Source organism: Streptomyces sp. NPDC001492 (genome assembly GCF_053597275.1).
Genome location: NZ_JBSFHW010000044.1, coordinates 18,064 through 33,907 on the forward strand (window position 1 = coordinate 18,064; position 15,844 = coordinate 33,907).

Here is a 15,844-nt window from a genome sequence, read left to right on the forward strand (position 1 = left end):
ACGGTTCTCCACAACCTGAAATGAACGCAGTACGTCCATGGTAGGGAGGCGGGGGGACATGGCACCTGAACAAATGGCCGAAGGGCCGGAAGGCGGAAGTCCCCTGCCGCTCCCGCGTCCGCTCGATGCGATCGATCTGGACATCCTCCAGATGCTCCAGGCGGACGGCCGCGCCTCCATACGGTCGGTCGCGGAACGGGTGCACGTCTCACGCGCCAACGCCTACGCGCGGATCAACCGCCTCATCGAGGACGGCGTCATCCGCGGCTTCGGGGCCCGCGTCAACCACGAGCGCGCAGGTCAGGGCACCTCGGCGTACATCACGCTGAAGATCGTCCAGAACTCCTGGCGCACCGTGCGCGAGCAGCTCACACGGCTGCCCGGGGCCTCCCACATCGCCCTGGTGGGCGGCGACTTCGACGTACTGCTGCTGGTGCACACGCCGGACAACAAGGCACTGCGCGAGCTGGTGCTCACCCGCCTCCAGGCCATGCCCGAAGTGCTCAGCACGCGCACGCTGCTGGTGTTCGAGGAGGAGGACCTGGAGCCGCAGGGCTGAGACCCGCGATGCCGCTCAGGCCTCCTTGCGCAGCCCTCCGAAGACCAACTGCACGACCGCGTCGGCCACTTCGCGCTCGCTCATGCCCCGCCCGTCGGGCCGGTACCACTCGACGATCGAGTTGATCATCCCGAAGACGAGCCTGGTGGCGAGGCGCACCTCCACGTCACTGCGTACGTCCCCGTCGGCGGCCGCCGCCTTCAGCAGCTCGGCCACCTGGTGGTCGAACTCGCGGCGCCGCTCCAGGGCCCACCGTTCGGTGCCCGTGTTGCCGCGCACCCGCAGCAGCAGCGTCACATACGGCAGTTCGCCGATCAGCACCTCGACCATGCGGCGCACGACGTACTCGAGGCGGCCGGCGGCGTGCCCCACGCGCGCGTGCTCCTCGTCGAGGATCCCGAAGAGCCCGTCGAGCGCCCGGCTGACGGCCCGGCGCAGCAGCTCCTCCTTGCCGGCCACATGGTGGTAGATCGACGACTTGGAGATGCCGGCCGCCCTGGAGAGGTGCTCCATGGAGGTGCCGTCGTAGCCGCGCTCGTTGAAGACCTGGACGGCGACGGACAGCAGCGTCTCCGGGGTGTACGTGTCGCGTTTGGCGGTGGTCATGACTGGCTGCCCTCCCGCTTGTCGGAGGCGTACGCGTGCCGGTACAGCGCGAGGGAGGGCGCATAACGCCCGGAGGGGTCGCGCAGGTGCAGGTCGTCGAGGAGTGCGTACGCCCAGTTGCGGCCGAGCCTGCGGCTCCACTCGAAGGGCCCCAGCGGGTAGTTGACGCCCAGGCGCATCGCGGTGTCGATGTCCTCCTCGGTGGCCACGCCCTTGGCGACGGCGTCGTGCGCGAGGTCGACGATCCGGGCGACCGTGCGGGCGACGATCATGCCGGGGACGTCGCCGATCACGCTGACGTCCTTGCCGAGCGCCTGGAAGAGGCCGGTGGCCTCGGCGAGGGTCTGCGGCGAGGTGTCCTGGGACGCGGACAGGGCGATCCGGGTGGCCCGCCGGTAGTCGAGGGCGAGGTCGAAGTAGACGACGTCGCGGAACTCGACGGAGGTCTGGCCGTCGGCGAGCGCCAGCTGGCCGCCGCTCGGCAGCACCAGGCGGGTGCCGTGGTCCTCTTCCTCCTCGCGCACGGCGATGCCCGCCTCGCGGATCAGCGCGAGCAGCTCGGAGGCGGGGCCCAGGTCGCCCTCGACGACGACGTACGCGGGCTGCTGCGCAGGCTCCGCGGTGTGCGGCTCGGAGCGATCGGCGCCGTCCCCGTACTCGTACCAGCCCTGACCGCTCTTGCGGCCGAGCCGGCCCGACTCGACCAGGCGCCGCTGGGCGAGCGAGGGCGTGAAGCGCACGTCCTGGAAGAAGGACCGCCACACGGAGTGGGTGACGGACTCGTTGACGTCCTGTCCGATGAGGTCGGTCAGTTCGAAGGCGCCCATCCTGAAGCCGCCCGACTCGCGCAGGATCGCGTCGATGGTGGCGGGGTCGGCGCCCTGGGCCTCGTACACGGCGAAGGCCTCGGCGTAGAAGGGCCGGGCGATGCGGTTGACGATGAAGCCGGGGGTGTCGGCGCAGGCGACCGGTGTCTTGCCCCAGGCGCGCGCCATCTCGTACGCGCGCGTGGCCGACGAGACGTCGGTGGCGAACCCGGAGACGACCTCGACCAGGGGGAGCAGCGGCGCCGGGTTGAAGAAGTGCAGGCCGACGAAGCGCCCGGGGTGGCGCAGGGCGCCGCCGATGGCGGTGACGGACAGCGAGGAGGTGTTGGTCGCGAGCAGGCAGTCCTCGGCGACGATGTCCTCCAGCTCGCGCAGCAGGGCCTGTTTGGCGTCCAGCTGCTCCAGGACGGCTTCGACGACCAGGGAGCAGTCGGCGAGCTCGGAGAGGCTCTCGGCGGGCAGCAGCCGCTCGCGTGCCGCGTCCCGGTCGGCGGCCGTGAGCCGGTCCTTCTCGACGAGCCGGTCGAGGCGGGCGCCGATCGCCGCGGCCGCCTCCGCGGCGCGCCCGGCGGCGGCGTCGTACAGCCGTACGCGATGGCCTGCGACCAGCGCGACCTGGGCGATGCCCTGGCCCATGGTGCCGGTGCCGACGACGGCCACGGGGCTGCTGAGGTCGAGTGCTGTCATGTGCGCGATCCTCCCGCACGGGGTTTTCCACAGATGCGGCAGGCCCCCTTGTCCCGACCGATCGTTCGGTTACTCTAACTCTGACCGGCTGTTCCTGCCCATGTTTCTGCCAGGTCATGAGCTCGACGAAGAGTTCTCAAGACGAGGAGTTGGTCCCGCATGGCCGCCGAACTGACCACCCGCGACCTGATCGCCAAGCACCGGCCCACCCTCGACCAGGCGCTGGAAGCGATCCGCACGCGCGCGTACTGGTCCCCGCACCCCGAACACCCCAAGGCGTACGGCGAGAACGGCAGCCTGGACGCGGCCGCGGGCAAGGCCGCCTTCGACGCCCTGCTGGGCACCCGCCTCGACCTCGGCCAGCCCGGCACGGACGACTGGGTGGGCGCCGAGGTCTCGCCGTACGGCATCGAGCTGGGCGTGACCTACCCGCACGCGGACGTCGACGAGCTGCTTCCCGCCATGAAGGCCGGACAGCGCGCGTGGCGCGACGCCGGCGCGGAGGCGCGCGCGGTGGTGTGTCTGGAGATCCTGAAGCGGATCAGCGACCGGACGCACGCGTTCGCGCACGCGGTCATGCACACCTCCGGCCAGGCGTTCATGATGGCGTTCCAGGCGGGCGGCCCGCACGCCCAGGACCGCGGCCTGGAGGCGGTGGCGTACGCGTACGTGGAGCAGGTCCGCACGCCCGACACCGCGGAGTGGACCAAGCCCCAGGGCAAGCGCGACCCGCTGGCGCTCACCAAGCAGTTCACCGCGGTCCCGCGCGGGATCGCGCTGGTGATCGGCTGCAACACCTTCCCGACGTGGAACGGCTATCCGGGCCTGTTCGCGTCCCTCGCCACCGGCAATGCGGTCCTGGTGAAGCCCCACCCGCGCGCGGTGCTGCCGCTCGCGCTCACCGTGCAGGTCGCGCGCCAGGTCCTCGCCGAGGCGGGCTTCGACCCGAACCTGGTGGCACTGGCGGCCGAGCGGCCGGGCGAGGGCATCGCGAAGACGCTGGCCACGCGCCCGGAGATCCGGATCATCGACTACACGGGTTCGACGGCGTTCGGCGACTGGCTGGAGGCCAACGCCCGCCAGGCGCAGGTCTACACGGAGAAGGCCGGCGTCAACACGGTGCTGGTCGAATCCACCGCGAACTACAAGGGCATGCTCTCCAACCTGGCCTTCTCGCTGTCGCTGTACAGCGGCCAGATGTGCACGACCCCGCAGAACCTGCTGATCCCCCGCGACGGCATCCGCACCGACGAGGGCCCCAGGACCTTCGACGAGGTGGTCGCCGACCTCGCCCGCTCGGTCGACGGTCTGCTCGGCGACGACGCGCGCGCGAACGCCCTGCTCGGCGCGATCGTCAACCCGGACGTGAAGGCCCGGCTGGAGGCCGCTGCCGGTCTCGGTGAAGTCGCCCTGGCCTCAAGGGAGATCAGCAACCCGGAGTTCCCGGACGCGGTCGTGCGCACGCCCGTGATCGTGAAGCTGGACGGCGCACGGAAATATTGGGAGGGGGCCGACGACGAGGCCGCGTACATGAGCGAGTGCTTCGGCCCGGTCTCCTTCGCCGTCGCGGTCGACTCGGCCGCGGAGGGCGCGGAGCTGCTGCGCCGCACCATCCGCGAGAAGGGCGCGATGACGGTCGGCGCGTACACGACCGACGAGGAGGTCGGGCGGACGGTCCAGGAGGTCTGCCTGGAGGAGGCCGCCCAGCTGTCGCTGAACCTCACCGGCGGGGTGTACGTCAACCAGACGGCCGCGTTCTCGGACTTCCACGGCTCGGGCGGCAACCCGGCGGCCAACTCGGCCCTGTGCGACGGGGCGTTCGTCGCCAACCGCTTCCGGGTGGTCGAGGTGCGCCGCGAGGCCTAGGAAGTGATCACGCCCCCGGTGGCGCTCCAGTGGTACAGCGTCATGGCCACACTGGTCGCGAGGTTGTAGCTGGAGACCTGGGGGCGCATCGGCAGCGCCAGCAAGTGGTCGGTACGCGCGCGCAGTGGGGCCGACAAGCCGCTGCGCTCGGAGCCGAAGGCGAGGACGGCGTCGTCCGGGAGCTTCACGCCCCGGATGTCGTCGCCCTCCGGGTCCAGGGCGAACAGCGGTCCGGCCGGCAGCTCGTCGACGGCCAGCCGTTCCACCGTGGTCGCGAAGTGCAGCCCCGCGCCGCCGCGCACGACGGTGGGGTGCCACGGGTCGAGCGTGCCGGTGGTGACCACACCGGTCGCACCGAATCCGGCGGCCAGCCGGATCACGGCGCCCGCGTTGCCGAGGTTGCGCGGGTTGTCGAGGACCACTACTGGGGCGGTGCGCGGGCTGTGCGCCAGCCTTTCCAGATGGTCCGCGCGGGACGGCCGTACGGCCAGGGCGGCGACGGCGGTGGGATGCGGGCGCGGCACCAGCCTCCGGTACGTCGGCTCGGGCACCTCGGTGAGGAGGCCGTCCAGCGCGTCCCGTACATCGGGGGCGAGCTCCTCGGCGAGGGCGAGCGCCGCCCGCCGGTCGGCGGTGACCGCCACCGGGACCTCCGCTCCGAAACGCAGCGCGTGCTTGAGGGCATGGAAACCGTCGAGCAGCACGCAGGTGCCGGCGATCCGGCGCCAGGCGGTCACGGGGTCGGGGGTGGGCTCGGTCATGGCGTGCAGCCTACGTGCGCTGGGGGCCGGGGCTCACCCCGCGGAACACCGGCCATGGGCGCAGGGCACACCCGCGGACGACGGGCGCAAGCCCGCACGGCACACCCGCGGACGACGGGCGCAAGCCCGCAGGGCACACCCGCGGATGACGGGCACAAGCCCGCACGGCTCACGCCGTGGAGCTCACCTGCGCGGGCTCAGGGCTCTCCGGGGCGCCCGGCCCGGACGGCGTCGGACGGCCCGCGCGGGCGAGGACGCGACCACGCGCGCGTGCCGCCCAGCCGCCGAGCCGGTGCAGCAGCGACGTCGGCAGGAAGACCGCGTCCGTCGCGATCATCGCCAGCGAGAAGAACGGCAGCCCGAGAACGACGGCGATCACCGCGTGCTCGGTCATCATGGCCGCCAGCAGGACGTTCTTGACCCGCCGGTTGAACAGCGTGAACGGGAAGGCGACCTGCACGATGACCGTTCCGTACGTCACGAGCATCACCATCGTGCCGCTGGACGACAGCAGGTCCGCGAGCCCGGGCCAGGGCGAGAAGTAGTCGAGGTGGAGCGGGTAGTAGACCGCGGTGCCGTCCTGCCAGCGCGTGCCCTGGATCTTGTACCAGCCGGCCGTCGCGTAGATCAGACAGGCCTCTGTCATGATCACGAAGAGGGCGCCGTTGTGCACGATGTTGGCGACGACGTCCAGCAGGATCCCCGGCTCCCCGCTCTTCGCCCTGCGCCCGACCAGCCACCCCACGGCCTGCGCGAGCCACACGCCCCAAAGGATCACGGGCACGGTCGGGTCGGCGCCGTCGAACCGCCCGCCGGCCGTCGCCGCGATCAGCGCGACCCCGAGCACGGCCCACAGCACAGGGCCGACCCGGTCGGGCACCTGCTCTCCACGCGCGCGTGCCCTACGCACGCGCTCTGCGCGCCGTGCGTCCAGCGACCAGACCTGGCCGCAGCGCGTGAACACGAGGTACACGGACATCAGGTGCAGGACGTTGTCGCCGCCGTCCCCCATGAAGACGCTGCGGTTCTGCAGCGAGAGCACGCCGATCATGAACAGCACGGACATGGTGCGGGTGCGCCAGCCGAGCAGCAGCAGGACGCTCGAGAGGGCGGCGAGCGCGTAGACGAACTCGAACCAGCCCCGGCCGTCCGACCACATCAGGGCCGTGAAGGCACTGTTGGACGCGATCAGCTGCTGGGCGAGGTCCCAGCTCCACGGACTGCCGGGGCCGTACAGCTCCTCGCGATGGGGAAACTCGCGCAGCAGGAACAGCAGCCAGGTCGCGCTGAAGCCGATGCGGATCACGGCGGTCTGGTAGGGGCCGAGCGCCGATTCGGTGATGCGGGCGATGGCGGAGGAGACCGAGAGGGCGAAGCGGTTCACCGGGCGCCTCCGTCGGTGTCGGCGGCCGAGACCGGCCACCAGGGCAGCACCCGGTCCATGGGTTTGTCGGAGATCTTCTCGGTGCTCCACTTCGGCGGGGGCACGTTGGTGGTACGGGAACGGACCTGGACCTGTTCGACGACCCCGCCCTTCCCGGCCGCGTCGTCGCGGCCCAGGCGGAGCACCACTATGCGCCGCAGATAGGTCTCGGACAGGGCGCCGCGCAGCCCGACCGGACGGTTGTTGCCGTCGTGCGTGGCGACGAAGAAGTCCCAGGCCCGGCGGAGCTCGTTCTGCTGGGTGTGGCTGGGCAGCAGATTGCCGTCGATGGCCTGCCCGTCCTGGGCGGACAGGTCGTACCAGCCGGTGGTGCGCACCTCGCCGTTCTTCTGCTGCACCTCGGCGCGGACCTGGACGGCGATGTTCTGCTGCAGCGGGTTCGGCGCGAAGAGCTTCCAGTTCTGCTCGAACTCCGGGTAGATCCAGTCGTCGATCGCCTTGCCGTGCGCCTTGGTCAGCGTGTTCGACGGCGCCACGTGCAGAAAGACCATCCCGACGTGCACACACACGACGACGGCGACGACGGCGAGCGCCAGCGCGGCGCCGATCTGGTAGCGCAGGGAGAGGGCGGCCACCCCCGTGCGGGGTTCGGCGCAGGCGCCAGGAGCGACCGGGAAGGCCAGGGCGCCGGAATCGAGTACGGCGGCGTCCGCCGGGGCGTGCGACGGATCCGGCCCGGCCGGCTCGGGCGGGCTGTCCGGCGCAGGCGACCTGTGCGCCCCGGGCAGAGCAGCCGGGCCGGACGCACCGCCGGGCGTGCCCGGTCCGTCCGGCCCGTGCCGGGCGTCCGAGTCTGTGCCGTACGCGTCCATTCCGCCCCGTCTCCCGATCCCGGTCCGTCTTCCGGCCGCCCGACCGCGGGGCGCCGTACCGCGTGTGCGCACCGTGCCACCGCGCTCGCACGGGCACGGTACTCAGGCCCGCACGTGCGGCACAGCCCCTGTCGGGCCGACCTCGTCGCGGCGTACGCGAGGTCGCCCCGTTTGTCCACAGGACACGCCCGCAAGTTATCCACAGCGGTTGACACCTTACGGCGCCCGTCCCACCATGGAATCGCACGAACCGAACGATCGGTCGGGAGTCAGCTCCGGACAGAGCCCAGGTCGAGGGGGACCGCATGGCGACAGCAGCCGCGCACCAGGCGTACGGCACCGCGCAGGACACCGCCGACACCGATGCGTACGAGCGCGCCTTCGACGCCGCCGTGGCCGCCGACGAGCGCATCGAGCCACGCGACTGGATGCCCGACGCCTATCGCGCGACGCTGGTCCGGCAGATGGCGCAGCACGCCCACTCCGAGATCATCGGCATGCAGCCGGAGGCCAACTGGATCACCCGCGCGCCCTCCCTGCGCCGCAAGGCGATCCTGATGGCCAAGGTCCAGGACGAGGCCGGCCACGGCCTCTACCTGTACAGCGCCGCAGAAACCCTCGGCACCAGCCGTGACGAGCTGCTCGACAAGCTCCACTCCGGCCGCCAGAAGTACTCCTCGATCTTCAACTACCCGACGCTGACCTGGGCGGACGTCGGCGCGATCGGCTGGCTGGTGGACGGCGCCGCGATCACCAACCAGGTCCCGCTGTGCCGCTGCTCCTACGGCCCGTACGCGCGCGCGATGATCCGCATCTGCAAGGAGGAGTCCTTCCACCAGCGCCAGGGGTACGAACTGCTGCTGGCCCTCGGCCGCGGCACCCCCGAGCAGCGGGAGATGGCGCAGGACGCGGTGAACCGCTGGTGGTGGCCGTCCCTGATGATGTTCGGCCCGCCCGACGACGAGTCGGCGCACTCCGCGCAGTCGATGACATGGAAGATCAAGCGGCATTCGAACGACGAGCTGCGCCAGCGCTTCGTCGACATCTGCGTCCCCCAGGCCGAGTCCCTGGGCCTCACCCTCCCCGACCCGGACCTGAAGTGGAACGAGGAGCGGGGCCACTACGACTTCGGCCCGATCGACTGGACGGAGTTCAAGGAAGTCCTCAAGGGCAACGGCCCGTGCAACGAACAGCGGCTCACCCAGCGCAGGCGCGCGCACGAAGAAGGCGCGTGGGTACGGGAGTCGGCCGCGGCCTACGCGGCCAAGCACACAAGCAGGACCAATGGGACGAGCAAGCCCGGCGAGAGGGAAGCGACACAAGCATGACGAACACCGAATGGCCCCTGTGGGAGGTCTTCGTGCGCTCACGCCGCGGCCTCTCGCACACCCACGCCGGCAGCCTGCACGCGCCGGACGCGGAGTTCGCCCTGCGCAACGCCCGCGACCTGTACACCCGCCGCGGTGAAGGCGTCTCGATCTGGGTCGTCCCGTCGTCCGCGATCACCGCGTCCTCCCCGGACGAGAAGGACCCGTTCTTCGAGCCGGCCGCCGACAAGCCGTACCGGCACCCGACGTTCTACGAGATCCCGGAGGGGGTGAAGCACCTGTGACAGCCCCAGAAACGGCCGCGGTTGCCACGACCGCCGCCCTCGCCCTCGGCGACGACGCCCTGGTGCTCTCGCACCGCCTCGGCGAGTGGGCGGGCCACGCCCCCGTCCTGGAGGAGGAGGTCGCCCTCGCCAACATCGCGCTGGACCTGCTGGGTCAGGCCCGCGTGCTGCTGTCCACGGTGGGCGACGAGGACGAGCTGGCGTATCTGCGCGAGGAGCGCGCCTTCCGCAACCTCCAGCTGGTGGAACAACCGAACGGCGACTTCGCCCACACCATCGCCCGCCAGCTCTACTTCTCCACCTACCAGCACCTGCTGTACGCCGAACTGGCCGCCACCGACGGCCCGTTCGCAGACCTCGCCGCAAAGGCCGTCAAGGAGGTCGCCTACCACCGCGACCACGCCGAACAGTGGACCCTGCGGCTCGGCGACGGCACGCAGACCGGCCACGAACGCATGCAGCGCGCGTGCACGGCCCTGTGGCGGTTCACCGGCGAGATGTTCCAGCCGGTGGACGGCCTGGACATCGACCTCGCCGGGATGGAGACCGCCTGGCTGGAGTCCGTCCGGGCCGTGCTGCACCGCGCGACCCTGACGGTCCCCGAGGGACCGCGCGCCGGGGCGTGGACGGCCGGCGCCGGCCGCCAGGGCGTGCACACCGAGTCCTTCGGACGGATGCTCGCCGAGATGCAGCACCTGCACCGCAGCCACCCGGGGGCGTCATGGTGACGACGGCCACCGCCCTGGAGACCGAACTCCTGGAGATCGCCGGTTCGGTGCCCGACCCCGAACTGCCCGTGCTCACCCTCCTGGAGCTCGGCGTCCTCCGCGCGGTGCATGTGCACGGCGCGGACGCGGTCGAGGTCGAGCTGACGCCGACCTACACGGGCTGCCCGGCCATCGAGGCGATGTCCCTGGACATCGAGCGAGCACTGCACGCGCACGGCATACGGGACGTCACCGTCCGCACGGTGCTGCGGCCCGCCTGGTCGACGGACGACATCACCGCCGAAGGGCGTCGCAAGCTGCGGGAGTTCGGGATAGCTCCCCCGCGCGTGCGAGCGGCCTCCGGACCGGTCCCCGTGCCGCTGGGCCCGACCCGCACGCTGGAGCCGGTGCACTGCCCGCACTGCGGCAGCACCGACACCGAACTGCTCAGCCGCTTCTCCTCCACCGCCTGCAAGGCGCTGCGGCGCTGCCTGTCTTGCCGCGAACCCTTCGACCACTTCAAGGAGCTGTGATGGCCCGCTTCCACACGCTCCGGGTGGCAGCGGTCGACCGGCTCACCGACGACTCCGTGGCCCTCACCCTCACCGTGCCCCGGGAACTGCGCGAGGAGTACCGGCACGCCCCGGGCCAGCACCTCGCCCTGCGGCGCCTGGTCGACGGGGAGGAGATACGGCGCACGTACTCGATCTGCTCCCCGGCACCGGCCCCCGACGACGCGGGCCCCGGCACCCTGCGGGTCGGCGTGCGCCTGGTCGAGGGCGGGGCCTTCTCGACCTACGCACTGAAGGAAATCAATCCCGGCGACGAGCTGGAGGTGATGACCCCGGCGGGCCGCTTCACCCTGGACCCCGCGCCCGGCCTGTACGCGGCGATCGTCGGCGGCAGCGGCATCACCCCGGTGCTGTCGATCGTCTCGACGCTGCTGGCGCGCGAGCCGGAGGCCCGGTTCTGTCTGATACGCAGCGACCGCACGGCCGCCTCGACGATGTTCCTGGACGAGGTCGCCGACCTGAAGGACCGGTATCCGGGGCGGCTCCAGCTGGTGACGGTGCTGTCCCGGGAAGAACAGCAGGCGGGCCTGCCGTCCGGGCGGCTCGACCAGGAGCGGCTGACCGGGCTGCTGCCGGCGCTGCTGCCGGTCGAACAGGTGGCGGGATGGTTCCTGTGCGGGCCGTTCGGGCTGGTCCAAGGGGCCGAGCGGGCTCTGCGGGGGCTCGGTGTGAAGCGCACCCGCATCCACGAGGAGATCTTCCATGTGGACGCCGCCGCCCCCGCGCCGGCCGCGACCGCCCCCGCGCACAGCACGGTCACCGCCCGGCTCGACGGCCGCGGCGGGACCTGGCCCGTACAGGACGGCGAGTCCCTGCTGGAGACGGTCCTGCGCAACCGGCCCGACGCGCCCTACGCCTGCAAGGGCGGAGTGTGCGGCACCTGCCGGGCCTTCCTGGTCACCGGCGAGGTACGCATGGACCGCAACTTCGCACTGGAACCGGAGGAGACGGAGGCGGGCTATGTGCTGGCATGCCAGTCGCATCCGGTGACGGAGAAGGTGGAGCTCGACTTCGACCGCTGAACCCGTGGCCGGGCTTCCGGAAGTCGGCGCACCGTTCCCTTCTTCTAGAACCTGTTCTATCTTGACGGTCCGTCAGATCAGCGGACCCTCCGGAGGGACAGGACCGTGGACTTCACCTTCACCGAGGAACAGCAGGCGGCGGCCGAGGCGGCGCGGGGCGTGTTCGCCGGGGTCGAGCCGGACACGGTGCCCAGCCCCTCACTCCTCCCCGGCGCCGTCGCCGACGACTTCGACCGCGCCCTGTGGACCAGGCTCGCCGAGGCGGACCTGCTGAGCCTGCTGCTGGACGCGGAGTACGGCGGGGCGGGCCTGGACGCCATCGCGCTCTGCCTGGTGCTGCGGGAGTCGGCCAGGGTACTGGCGCGCGTTCCGCTGCTGGAGACCAGCGCGGCCGCGGCGGCCGTACAGGCATACGGCGGCGAGGAGTTGAAGTCGGCGCTGCTCACCCGCGCGGGGCGCGGCGAGGTGGTCCTGACCGTCGCCGCGAACGGCCGCACCGGCCACGACCCGGCCGAACTCGCCGTCACCGCACGGCAGGAGGGCGACCAGTGGATCCTGGACGGCGTGCAGACCGCCGTGCCGTGGGCGCACACCGCCGACCTCCTCGTCGTACCCGCCCATACGACCGCCGACCGCACCCTCCTCGCCGTCGTCCCCCGCATCCACCCGGGCATCGGGCTCGGCGAGCAGGTCTCCACCACCGGCGAGCGCCTCGGCGAACTGCGTCTGGAGTCCGCACGGATCCCCGCGCATGACGTCATCGACGCCGACGGCGCATGGGAATGGCTGCGCGAACTGCTCACCACCGGCACCTGCGCGCTGGCCCTCGGCCTCGGCGAACGGGTCCTCGCGATGACCAGTGAATACACCGGCAAACGGGAGCAGTTCGGACACCCCGTCGCCACCTTCCAGGCCGTCGCCGTACAGGCCGCCGACCGGTACATCGACCTGCGCGCAATGGAGGCCACACTGTGGCAGGCCGCGTGGCGGATCGCCTCGGGGGCACCCGGCGTACTGCCCGCCTCCGGTGATGTCGCCGTCGCCAAGATCTGGGCGTCGGAAGGCGTACGGCGGGTCGTGCAGACGGCACAGCACCTGCACGGCGGGTTCGGAGCCGACGTCGAGTACCCGCTGCACCGCTACCACGCCTGGGCCAAGCACCTGGAGCTGCAGCTCGGCCCGCCGGCCGCACACGAGGAGGCCCTCGGCGACCTGCTGGCGGCCCACCCGCTGGGCTGACCGCCCCGGCCACCGCGAGCTACAGGACGAACCCGGGCTGCCCCTCGTCCGTCACGACCGGGCGGCCCGCGGCCGCCCACACCTGCATGCCACCGTCGACGTTCACGGCGTCGATGCCCTGCTGCACCAGGTACATCGCCACCTGCGCCGAGCGGCCACCCGAACGGCAGATCACGTTGACGCGGCCGTCCTGCGGCGCGGCCTCGGTCAGCTCGCCGTACCGGGCGACGAAATCACTGATGGGAATGTGCAGGGCCCCTGCGGCGTGACCCGCCTGCCACTCGTCGTCCTCGCGGACGTCCAGCAGGAAGTCGCCGTCCTTGAGGTCCGAGACCTCGACCGTGGGCACACCAGCTCCGAAATGCATGCCCACGACGCTACCCGACGCGGCCGGACACGGAACCCGCCGCCCGAACCGCAGGACTACGCCAGCAGCTCGGCCAGCTCCGCCTCGCGCCGAGAGACATCGGCCAGGAGCTTCTCGGCGATCTCCTCCAGGAGCCGGTCGGGATCGTCCGGTGCCAGCCGGAGCATCGCGCCGATCGCGCTCTCCTCCAGTTCCTTGGCGACCAGCGTGAGCAGCTCCTTGCGCTGGGCGAGCCATTCGAGACGGGCGTAGAGCTCCTCGCTGCGGCTCGGACCGCGCTCCTCGGGCGCCGGGCCCTTGGCCCACTCCTCGGCCAGCTCCCGCAGCAGAAGCTCGTCGCCACGGGCGTAGGCGGCATTGACGCGGGTGATGAACTCCTCACGCCGGGCCCGCTCGGTGTCGTCCTGGGCCAGGTCGGGGTGGGCCTTGCGGGCCAGTTCGCGGTAGAGCTTGCGGACCTCGTCGCTCGGGCGCACCCGCTGCGGAGGCCGCACGGGCTGGTCCGTGAGCATCGCCACGGCCTCAGGGAAGAGCCCCTCCCCGTCCATCCAGCCGTGGAACAGCTCCTCGACGCCCGGCATCGGCAGCACCCGGGCCCGGGCCTCGTCCGCCTTGCGCCGGTCCTCGGGGTCGCCGGTACGGGCGGCCCGGGCCTCGGCGATCTGCGCGTCCAGTTCGTCGAGGCGGGCATACATCGGGCCGAGCTTCTGGTGGTGCAGCCGGGAGAAGTTCTCGACCTCCACACGGAAGGTCTCGACAGCGATCTCGTACTCGATCAGCGCCTGCTCGGCGGCCCGCACGGCCCGCTCCAGCCGCTCCTCGGGACGCGGCGCACCGTCCTGGGGTGTCGCCTGCGCCTCGCCGGCGACACCACCCTGCTCAGCTTCCGGGCTCGTCACCCGACCAGCGTAGGCCACGGGCGGGGCGGACACTCCGAGGCACAGTCATCGCCTTCGGGGGGCCTCCCCTCCCCCTCCCCCCTCCCTCCCCGCCCCCCTCTTCGTGCCCTCCCGTCAAACCCCCATCTCAGCCGCAACCCGCCCCGCCCGCACCGCCGCCACCAGATCGGCGTGGTCGGCCTCCGTGCGGTCGGCGTAGGCGACGCCGAAGTCGGCGATCGCCTCGTCCAGTTCCTCGCTCTTGCCGCAGTACCCGGCGACCAGCCGCGGGTCGGCGCTGTGGGAGTGCGCGCGGGCCAGGAGCGCACCGGTCATGCGGCCGTAGTCGTCTATCTGGTCGGCGGCCAGCGCCGCGGGGTCGACGCTGCCCTTGCGGTTGCGGAACTGCCGTACCTGGAAGGGCCGTCCCTCCACCGAGGTCCAGCCCAGCAGGATGTCGCTGACGACCTGCATGCGCTTCTGCCCGAGGACCACCCGGCGGCCCTCGTGCTCCACCTGCGGCGCCTCGAAGCCCGCGGTCACCAGGTGCGGCACCAGCGCCGAGGGGCGGGCCTCCTTCACCTGGAGGACGAGCGGCTCCCCCCGGTGGTCCAGGAGCAGCACGACATACGAGCGGGTGCCGACGCTGCCCGTGCCGACGACCCGGAAGGCGACGTCGTGCACCGCGTGGCGGGCCAGCAGCGGGAGCCGGTCCTCGGAGAGCGTCGTCACGTACTGCTCGAGGGCCACCGCCACCGCCGCGGCCTCCGCGTCCGGAACCCGCCGCAGCACCGGCAGTGCCTCCACGAAGCGCCGCCCGCCGTCCTCGGTCTGCTCGGTCGACTTCGCCGCGAAGCGCCCGCTCGTGTTGGCCCGCGCCTTCTCGGAGACCCGCTCCAGCGTCCCGAGCAGGTCGTGGGCGTCGGTGTGGGAGACGAGTTCCTCGTCCGCGATGGCGTTCCACGCGTCCAGCACGGGCAGCTTGGCGAGCAGCCGCATGGTGCGGCGGTAGGCGCCGGTCGCGTCGTAGGCCGCCTTGCGGCACTGGTCCTCGTCGGCGCCGGCCTCCCGGCCCGCGAGCACGAGGGAGGCGGCGAGCCGCTTGAGGTCCCACTCCCAGGGGCCGTGGACGGTCTCGTCGAAGTCGTTGAGGTCGATGACCAGGCCGCCGCGCGCATCGCCGTACAGGCCGAAGTTGGCGGCATGTGCGTCGCCGCAGATCTGCGCGCGTATGCGGGTCATGGGGGTGCGGGCCAGGTCGTAGGCCATGAGGCCGGCGGAGCCGCGCAGGAAGGCGAAGGGGGTGGCCGCCATCCGGCCCGCGCGTATCGGGGTGAGTTCGGCGATGCGGCCCCGGTGGGACTCCTCGACGGCGTCGGCCGCGTGCGGGCGGGAGCCGTCGAGGTCGAGTGCGGAGTGCGCACTGCGCGGCACGCGTGTGCGCAGTGCCTTGCCCTCGTCCTTGGGTGAGCCCTCGGCGGGCCATTCGGCGAAGCCTCGCACCCGCGGGAGCCGCCGCACGCCCGAGTCCGCTGCTGTCTCTCCGGTTCCGGTCACACCGACCGCCTCCCCCGCATGTCCGCGAACATCAACTTGTGCCGACGGTACAGCCGGTGGGCGAGGCGCGTCAGAGCCTGTGGACAACTCCGCGGCTGTGGAAAACGCCGTCCGGGGCCGGATCTGCGGGCCGTGTGATTGTCCTCACCGGGTAACGCGCCTCACACCACCCCGGACAACGCGAAAGCCCCAGGTCAAAGACCTGGGGCTTTCGGTTGGTGCGCGAGGGGGGAGTTGAACCCCCACGCCCTTGCGGGCACTGGAACCTGAATCCAGCGCGTCTGCCTATTCCGCCACCCGCGCATTGGGTGTGTCCTCCGGCTTCGGC

The 15,844-nt window shown here is 71.8% G+C and carries 16 protein-coding genes and 1 tRNA gene; 8 read left to right on the plus strand and 9 right to left on the minus strand.

Annotation, left to right across the window (positions count from 1 at the left end):
* The first annotated feature begins 73 nt into the window (after nucleotides 1-73).
* Nucleotides 74-559: an Lrp/AsnC family transcriptional regulator gene (locus tag ACWC1K_RS39370; RefSeq protein ID WP_099930135.1), complete on the plus strand. Its 486-nt coding sequence runs from the start codon at nucleotides 74-76 to the stop codon at nucleotides 557-559.
* A gap of 15 nt (nucleotides 560-574) precedes the next feature.
* Here the strand turns inward: ACWC1K_RS39370 and ACWC1K_RS39375 are convergent, their stop codons facing one another.
* Nucleotides 575-1,165 carry a TetR family transcriptional regulator gene (locus ACWC1K_RS39375; protein WP_450837838.1) on the minus strand — a complete coding sequence of 197 codons (591 nt, stop codon included), beginning with the start codon at nucleotides 1,163-1,165 and terminating at the stop codon, nucleotides 575-577.
* Entirely contained in the window at nucleotides 1,162-2,679 is a 1,518-nt protein-coding gene (locus ACWC1K_RS39380; RefSeq protein ID WP_450837840.1) for a 3-hydroxyacyl-CoA dehydrogenase, read from the minus strand. The genes ACWC1K_RS39375 and ACWC1K_RS39380 overlap by 4 nt, the downstream gene beginning before the upstream one ends.
* A 159-nt stretch (nucleotides 2,680-2,838) precedes the next feature.
* Here ACWC1K_RS39380 and paaN point away from each other — a divergent pair, with 159 nt between their 5' ends.
* Entirely contained in the window at nucleotides 2,839-4,545 is a 1,707-nt protein-coding gene (paaN, locus tag ACWC1K_RS39385) for a phenylacetic acid degradation protein PaaN (RefSeq protein WP_450837841.1), read from the plus strand.
* On the opposite strand, the gene ACWC1K_RS39390 is transcribed toward paaN, so the two are convergent.
* From ACWC1K_RS39390 to ACWC1K_RS39400, 3 genes are all read right to left on the minus strand, one after another.
* Entirely contained in the window at nucleotides 4,542-5,306 is a 765-nt protein-coding gene (locus tag ACWC1K_RS39390) for a TrmH family RNA methyltransferase (protein ID WP_450837843.1), read from the minus strand. The genes paaN and ACWC1K_RS39390 overlap by 4 nt on opposite strands.
* Nucleotides 5,307-5,475: 169 nt before the next feature.
* Complete coding sequence (locus tag ACWC1K_RS39395; protein ID WP_450837844.1) at nucleotides 5,476-6,690, minus strand: HTTM domain-containing protein; 1,215 nt, start codon at nucleotides 6,688-6,690, stop codon at nucleotides 5,476-5,478.
* Entirely contained in the window at nucleotides 6,687-7,562 is an 876-nt protein-coding gene (locus tag ACWC1K_RS39400; RefSeq protein WP_450837846.1) for a DUF5819 family protein, read from the minus strand. The genes ACWC1K_RS39395 and ACWC1K_RS39400 overlap by 4 nt, the downstream gene beginning before the upstream one ends.
* A 305-nt stretch (nucleotides 7,563-7,867) precedes the next feature.
* Here ACWC1K_RS39400 and paaA point away from each other — a divergent pair, with 305 nt between their 5' ends.
* From paaA to ACWC1K_RS39430, 6 genes are all read left to right on the plus strand, one after another.
* Nucleotides 7,868-8,890: a 1,2-phenylacetyl-CoA epoxidase subunit PaaA gene (gene paaA / locus ACWC1K_RS39405; protein ID WP_450837847.1), complete on the plus strand. Its 1,023-nt coding sequence runs from the start codon at nucleotides 7,868-7,870 to the stop codon at nucleotides 8,888-8,890.
* Nucleotides 8,887-9,174 carry a 1,2-phenylacetyl-CoA epoxidase subunit PaaB gene (gene paaB, locus ACWC1K_RS39410; RefSeq protein ID WP_351473161.1) on the plus strand — a complete coding sequence of 96 codons (288 nt, stop codon included), beginning with the start codon at nucleotides 8,887-8,889 and terminating at the stop codon, nucleotides 9,172-9,174. The genes paaA and paaB overlap by 4 nt, the downstream gene beginning before the upstream one ends.
* Nucleotides 9,171-9,902 carry a 1,2-phenylacetyl-CoA epoxidase subunit PaaC gene (paaC, locus tag ACWC1K_RS39415; protein WP_450837848.1) on the plus strand — a complete coding sequence of 244 codons (732 nt, stop codon included), beginning with the start codon at nucleotides 9,171-9,173 and terminating at the stop codon, nucleotides 9,900-9,902. The genes paaB and paaC overlap by 4 nt, the downstream gene beginning before the upstream one ends.
* On the plus strand, nucleotides 9,899-10,414 hold the full coding sequence (gene paaD, locus ACWC1K_RS39420; RefSeq protein ID WP_450837904.1) for a 1,2-phenylacetyl-CoA epoxidase subunit PaaD: 516 nt from the start codon (nucleotides 9,899-9,901) through the stop codon (nucleotides 10,412-10,414). The genes paaC and paaD overlap by 4 nt, the downstream gene beginning before the upstream one ends.
* Nucleotides 10,414-11,475 (plus strand): 2Fe-2S iron-sulfur cluster-binding protein, encoded by a 1,062-nt coding sequence (locus ACWC1K_RS39425; RefSeq protein WP_450837849.1) that lies wholly within the window; start codon nucleotides 10,414-10,416, stop codon nucleotides 11,473-11,475. The genes paaD and ACWC1K_RS39425 overlap by 1 nt, the downstream gene beginning before the upstream one ends.
* A 105-nt stretch (nucleotides 11,476-11,580) precedes the next feature.
* A complete protein-coding gene (locus ACWC1K_RS39430) occupies nucleotides 11,581-12,714 on the plus strand; it encodes an acyl-CoA dehydrogenase family protein (protein ID WP_450837850.1) in 1,134 nt (377 codons plus the stop codon).
* A 19-nt stretch (nucleotides 12,715-12,733) separates the two neighbouring features.
* Here the strand turns inward: ACWC1K_RS39430 and ACWC1K_RS39435 are convergent, their stop codons facing one another.
* The 4 genes from ACWC1K_RS39435 to ACWC1K_RS39450 form a co-directional block, all read right to left on the minus strand.
* Nucleotides 12,734-13,063 carry a rhodanese-like domain-containing protein gene (locus ACWC1K_RS39435; RefSeq protein ID WP_450837906.1) on the minus strand — a complete coding sequence of 110 codons (330 nt, stop codon included), beginning with the start codon at nucleotides 13,061-13,063 and terminating at the stop codon, nucleotides 12,734-12,736.
* Nucleotides 13,064-13,137: 74 nt separating this feature from the next.
* Nucleotides 13,138-13,980, minus strand: a complete 843-nt coding sequence (locus tag ACWC1K_RS39440; protein ID WP_450837851.1) for a J domain-containing protein — start codon at nucleotides 13,978-13,980, stop codon at nucleotides 13,138-13,140.
* A gap of 114 nt (nucleotides 13,981-14,094) precedes the next feature.
* Nucleotides 14,095-15,516 carry a DUF2252 domain-containing protein gene (locus tag ACWC1K_RS39445; RefSeq protein WP_450837853.1) on the minus strand — a complete coding sequence of 474 codons (1,422 nt, stop codon included), beginning with the start codon at nucleotides 15,514-15,516 and terminating at the stop codon, nucleotides 14,095-14,097.
* Between the two features lie 216 nt (nucleotides 15,517-15,732).
* Nucleotides 15,733-15,819, minus strand: a tRNA-Leu gene (locus ACWC1K_RS39450).
* Nucleotides 15,820-15,844: the final 25 nt, after the last annotated feature.

What these genes read in the sequence shown, in the direction of transcription:
- ACWC1K_RS39380 (WP_450837840.1), bottom strand. Translation starts at nt 2,679, where the DNA reads ATGACAGCACTCGACCTCAGCAGCCCCGTGGCCGTCGTCGGCACCGGC.
- paaB (WP_351473161.1), top strand. Translation starts at nt 8,887, where the DNA reads ATGACGAACACCGAATGGCCCCTGTGGGAGGTCTTCGTGCGCTCACGC.
- ACWC1K_RS39370 (WP_099930135.1), top strand. Translation starts at nt 74, where the DNA reads ATGGCCGAAGGGCCGGAAGGCGGAAGTCCCCTGCCGCTCCCGCGTCCG.
- ACWC1K_RS39390 (WP_450837843.1), bottom strand. Translation starts at nt 5,306, where the DNA reads ATGACCGAGCCCACCCCCGACCCCGTGACCGCCTGGCGCCGGATCGCC.
- paaA (WP_450837847.1), top strand. Translation starts at nt 7,868, where the DNA reads ATGGCGACAGCAGCCGCGCACCAGGCGTACGGCACCGCGCAGGACACC.
- paaN (WP_450837841.1), top strand. Translation starts at nt 2,839, where the DNA reads ATGGCCGCCGAACTGACCACCCGCGACCTGATCGCCAAGCACCGGCCC.
- ACWC1K_RS39375 (WP_450837838.1), bottom strand. Translation starts at nt 1,165, where the DNA reads ATGACCACCGCCAAACGCGACACGTACACCCCGGAGACGCTGCTGTCC.
- ACWC1K_RS39400 (WP_450837846.1), bottom strand. Translation starts at nt 7,562, where the DNA reads ATGGACGCGTACGGCACAGACTCGGACGCCCGGCACGGGCCGGACGGA.
- ACWC1K_RS39425 (WP_450837849.1), top strand. Translation starts at nt 10,414, where the DNA reads ATGGCCCGCTTCCACACGCTCCGGGTGGCAGCGGTCGACCGGCTCACC.